This window comes from Pseudoalteromonas sp. ESRF-bin5, from assembly GCF_002632075.1.
Lineage (GTDB): Bacteria > Pseudomonadota > Gammaproteobacteria > Enterobacterales > Alteromonadaceae > Pseudoalteromonas > Pseudoalteromonas marina.
In genome coordinates, this window is the sequence record NZ_NTLW01000291.1 from 1 (window position 1) to 4,761 (window position 4,761).

Annotated in this window: 6 protein-coding genes and 1 pseudogene; 3 read left to right on the forward strand and 4 right to left on the reverse strand. The window is 39.0% G+C overall.

From position 1 onward, the window contains the following. The 3 genes and pseudogenes from BCG07_RS18015 to BCG07_RS18025 all read right to left on the reverse strand — a co-directional run. A pseudogene (locus tag BCG07_RS18015) lies at positions 1–596 on the reverse strand (S41 family peptidase); the annotation flags it as partial. A gap of 146 nt (positions 597–742) precedes the next feature. Next, positions 743–1,396: an endonuclease gene (locus tag BCG07_RS18020; protein ID WP_033019623.1), complete on the reverse strand. Its 654-nt coding sequence runs from the start codon at positions 1,394–1,396 to the stop codon at positions 743–745. A 62-nt stretch (positions 1,397–1,458) separates the two neighbouring features. Next, positions 1,459–2,157, reverse strand: a complete 699-nt coding sequence (locus tag BCG07_RS18025) for a hypothetical protein (protein WP_286891384.1) — start codon at positions 2,155–2,157, stop codon at positions 1,459–1,461. A 246-nt stretch (positions 2,158–2,403) separates the two neighbouring features. On the opposite strand from BCG07_RS18025, the gene BCG07_RS18030 reads away from it, so the two are divergent. Further along, positions 2,404–2,784, forward strand: coding sequence for a hypothetical protein (locus tag BCG07_RS18030; RefSeq protein ID WP_006793771.1), 381 nt, complete (start codon positions 2,404–2,406; stop codon positions 2,782–2,784). Position 2,785: 1 nt separating this feature from the next. Here BCG07_RS18030 and BCG07_RS18035 read toward each other — a convergent pair whose 3' ends face one another. Then, positions 2,786–3,229, reverse strand: coding sequence for a PaaI family thioesterase (locus BCG07_RS18035; RefSeq protein ID WP_286891386.1), 444 nt, complete (start codon positions 3,227–3,229; stop codon positions 2,786–2,788). A gap of 176 nt (positions 3,230–3,405) precedes the next feature. On the opposite strand from BCG07_RS18035, the gene lexA reads away from it, so the two are divergent. Then, positions 3,406–4,023, forward strand: a complete 618-nt coding sequence (gene lexA, locus BCG07_RS18040) for a transcriptional repressor LexA (protein WP_006793773.1) — start codon at positions 3,406–3,408, stop codon at positions 4,021–4,023. A 415-nt stretch (positions 4,024–4,438) separates the two neighbouring features. Then, a partial coding sequence (locus tag BCG07_RS18045) for a cytochrome c oxidase subunit II transmembrane domain-containing protein (protein ID WP_286891388.1) occupies positions 4,439–4,761 on the forward strand: 323 nt, incomplete at its 3' end.

Below are 4,761 nucleotides of genomic sequence, written 5' to 3' on the forward strand. Positions count from 1 at the left end.
ACTTCAAGTACGGTATCGCCTCGTTGAAAGCCAATTTGGCTAGCTGGTGAGTCATCTTCAAGGTAAGCAACACGTAAAATTCTATCGGCTGAATCACCAATAAATGCCCAGTTAATACCATAACCAGAGGTAACGCCCGATTGTGCTTCTTGGAAGTAATCTTCAGAGGGTTCTGAAAAATGAAAGTTATCTTTTTTAGCGCCTGAATCGGTTAGCTCTTCGGTTTTTAGTTGAGCAAAATAGTCAGCGACGGTATCGAACGATTCAGGGTCGTTATCGGCTATTTCGTCATACCACAGGTATGTTTCGTCGCTCCATGAGCGAAGCCATAGTTTTTCGTATAAGGCTGAACCAGCTTGGTCAGGGTAAGGCTCATTATTATTAAACGGGTCGTTACCTGTACGTGGGTTTTCGCAAAAGTTTTTGAGTTCGTCTGAAGGTTCAAATACACCGGCAGTCCATGTCGGTGTGCTACTTGTAGGTGGCGTGACAGGCGCTGGTGTAGTGTTGCTACCTCCGCCTCCACCACAACCTGTTAAAGCAAAAACTGAGAGCGCGCTAATAATTGCAAGCGATAGAGTGTTGTTTTTAAACATATTCGGTACTTCCTGTAAATAAGTTGTTTAAAATACTACAACACCTGATTATTTATTCAACGTTTTGCTTTTTCTTTATGTAAATAATTGTGTCATTTTTTATTGGTAAAGCAGTATTTTAAGTTCGCTTATTAGCGGGAATATCATTACATTTTTTGTATAGTGCTTTTTAGTGCTAGGTCTTGCTTTTGCCACGCATTAAAAAGTTTTTGTTGTTGTTTTGAAATTTTTAAACCATAGGTTTTTTGCATGTAAGCATAGGCGTCGGCAATTTTTTTACGGGCATAAAATGGTGGCTCAACAACACGTTGCTTAAAGTTTACTTTTACATCGCATTGGCCGTATTGAGTCGCGGCCCCACCTAGCATGCCAAAACGATAATTAGAGCGGTCAGCATTTATTTCGCCAATTGCGGGGGCTAAGTTGTTTATATCAGCTTCCATTTTTCGAAATTTTTCGCTGACTTTACGGCAGTTTTTCCGCCCACCATTTTGCCAACATTGTAGTTGATGCCCAAACTCCCATGCCGATACAATATGCTCCCATTCAATACGTAAAGCGCGCTGGTTTACTTTGCCTGAGCGGGTAAATGTATTACGAGGTACATAGCCACAACCCGTTGGATCTGGCACTAGTTTTTTACCTTGTTTTTTAATATCACAACCGCAATACAGGCTTTTTGCATTGTGCGGTAGCGTTTTTATTAAGTGCTTTTTAGCAGTAGAGAAGCGAGTAAAGTCTTTACTTGATACCGAAAAACAGACACAGCAAGCCAGTAAGGCCAAAATCAATCGGGTCATATCCATCACATACGTGAACTACAGGATCCCCTAGTTTACTGGTTCAACAGGCAAACATAAACTTATTTAAATCTGCTTTTAATCCTTATGTTTTGCAATAGCAGTAAAAAGCCAGTTAAACAAAAAAGCACACTGGTTGCAGCAAAGCTAATTAATAGAGGATTGTTAAAGTTTTCACGTTCATCGTAATCCATAATATGAAGCATCCAAAAAAAATCGAAAATTCGCCACAGTGTGCTGCGCACAGTAATCACTTTGCCCGTATCTGATGACAAATAGAGTGTGGTGCTCAATGTATCGTTAAATTGTACTTTCCATACATCTTTTTTATAACCGCTTTCTCTTGGCCCTAAACCTAACAAAGTTGTACTTACTGGTTGAGCATCAATAAGTAAATGCGCGTGTGCATTAGCAATTATTTGCTGTTTATTGGGGGCTTTAAATGGTTGCCCAGTAATGCCATTAAAACTTTGAGGGTTGCCTTCACTGGTTACAGTTATAAGTGGGGTAGATAAAAAATGTGCAAAGGTTATTTTAGTCGGATTAGTTACTTGTGAAACAATATTATCAATTGATGCCACGTAATCGCTGCTTTTAAAGGGGTTAACTAGGGTGCGTGTTGCTAGGTGTTTACCATGTACTTTTTCAAGCGGGATGGCGCTCATAACCAAACCGCCAAGCAACCAAGCAAGTATTTGTATTCCTAATAAATAGCCCAACCATTTATGAAGTTTACGTGCTGGTTTAAAAGTTTTTTTCATGTGTGTTTATCTTATTATTTTTACGAGACATTTTACGCGATGGTTGAGCAAGGTGAGTGCGACAAAATGTCGCACTAGTGCATTAAAATAGCGTTTCAGCACAATAGCGCCAATTGTAAGCAGCAATAGCACTCTAAAATAAGAGTATTACCATATAAAACGTCTATTTATAGGGTGTTGATTTGGTATAAAGGTAAAACTGCGTTAAAGTTTGCATGGTAACCATTAGAGGATAAATACGAGACAATGTCGGAAATTCAATTTTTAAATGTAGATCTAGAGCTTGAGTCAAAACAAGATATTAGTGTGCTGGTGGCCGACCTAAAAAAAGTCGCAACGATTTTACATTATGACAAAGACGAATACCGTCAATTAGCACGTATTGAGGTAGCTGGCGATGTAAAATCACCAGACAAAGCAATAAACCATATATGTGAGCTTATTGAGTCATGTTCACGCAATGCATTAAAGCAATGGTTAAGCTGCTCACGTAGAACGTTTGATATAGGGTTTGAGTCAGGCACGTCGCCAAAATGTTTTAATCAAGCTTTACATGCAGATACACTACTGCGTATATCTGCTATTGGCGCGGGTATGGAAATAACAATTTACCCTCTCGAAAAATAACTTACGCCTTTCGCTCAACAACGGCTGCGGTCATTTTTGATACGCAGCATAGCTCGTTGCGGCTGTTTGTAATTTTTATTTCCCAAACAGAGCTTCGTTTTCCAATATGAAATGCGCGTGCTGTTGCCGTTAATGTACCATTGCGAGAAGCCTTTAAATGGCTTGCACTTATTTCTTGCCCAACACAGTAAAATTTTGTGAAATCAACCACAAAATTAGCAGCATAGCTCGCTACGGTTTCGGCGAGTACAACGTTTGCGCCGCCATGAACCATGCCAATAGGGTTATGGTGTGCAGGGATTGCAGGCATAGTTGCTACTAAGTAATCGTCGCCTATCTCTGTTATTTCTATCCTCATGGTTTTCATTAGCGTCCCTTGGCCATTAATGCCTTCGTCCAATTGTTTACACAATGCTAATGTAATGGGTTGATGCCAAATACTCATATAGATTCCTTTAAATTTAATGTAGCAAGTTACTATTTTTATAGGCTATTTTAGAAAGCCCCTAAAATGTACACGTAAGGAAGTAATTTGGCTATTTGAACGAATAATTTAAATTTGCGATTTTTATTTAACTGTATATACTCACAGTTAAATGTACTGTATGGAAAACCAGTTGTATGCGCCCATTAACTAAACGCCAAGCTCAAATACTCGAATTAATTAAAGTGTTTATTAAAGACACTGGTATGCCGCCTACACGTGCCGAAATAGCACAAACGTTAGGGTTTAAAAGTGCAAATGCCGCTGAGGAACATTTAAAAGCCCTTGCCAAAAAAGGGGTGATTAAAATGAAACCTGGCGCAAGCCGTGGAATTCAACTTGTTGAAGAAGAGGAGCCAGAACAATTAGGTTTACCGCTTATTGGCCGTGTTGCGGCAGGTTCCCCTATTTTGGCGCAAGAACATGTTGAAAGCCACTGTAAAATTGACCCATTAATGTTTAAACCAGCTGCCGACTTTTTACTGCGCGTAAACGGTATGAGTATGAAAGATATAGGCATTATGGATGGCGATTTACTTGCTGTGCATAAAACACAAGTGGCTGAAAATGGTCAAGTTGTGGTTGCCCGTGTTGATGACGATGTAACCGTAAAACGCATTGAAAAAGCGGGTCGCCAGGTATTGCTTCATGCCGAAAATGACGAGTTTGCACCAATTAAGGTCGATCTTGAAACTGAGTCGTTCAACATTGAAGGCTTGGCAGTGGGCGTTATTCGTAACGCAGACTGGATGTAGTTCTTTCTTATTTTATAAAAAGCGCACTTTTTTGGTGCGCTTTTTTAATTTTTAAAATTTTGTTTGTTTTTTTTCACACTCTTTCATTTCATCCTTAGCCCTTACCACCTCTCGACTTGAGCTATTTCTCTCTACGTTCAACTAAACCAACTCTCTACTTTTTATATATTTATTGTTTGTTTTTAATACAAAAAACTTGCATGGTGGTTAAATATTAACTAATTGTTAATAAGCTGACGCTGGCAATACTCATCGCTTTTAAGTTTTGAGCACACACAATAAACTTTTGCTAGCGCAGTGAATGCCAATTTTTATAAATAAAACGGCATTAATAAAAAAATAAAAATAACGAATTGGCGTTTAAGCCGTATGCCTCTTCGCTTTGCACTAGCAACAGCATCAAAGGAGTCGTCACATGGGTAAACTTAGTTGTACCTTGTGGCTTATATTGTGTGTTTTTCCGCAGTTAGCCTTGGCAAATAGCCAATTTAATATGCGTAAAGGCGTTACAGATATAAGTGAAAATGTTTACGAATTACACATGACCATATTTTTTATATGTTGTGTGATTGGGATAATAGTGTTTGCCATTATGCTTTGGGCACTCATTCATCATCGCAAATCTAAAGGAGCGGTTCCCGCTCAATTCCACGAAAGCACCAAAGTAGAAATTCTTTGGACCGCCATTCCATTTGTTATTTTAATTGCTATGGCAGTGCCTGCTACAAAAACCTTAAT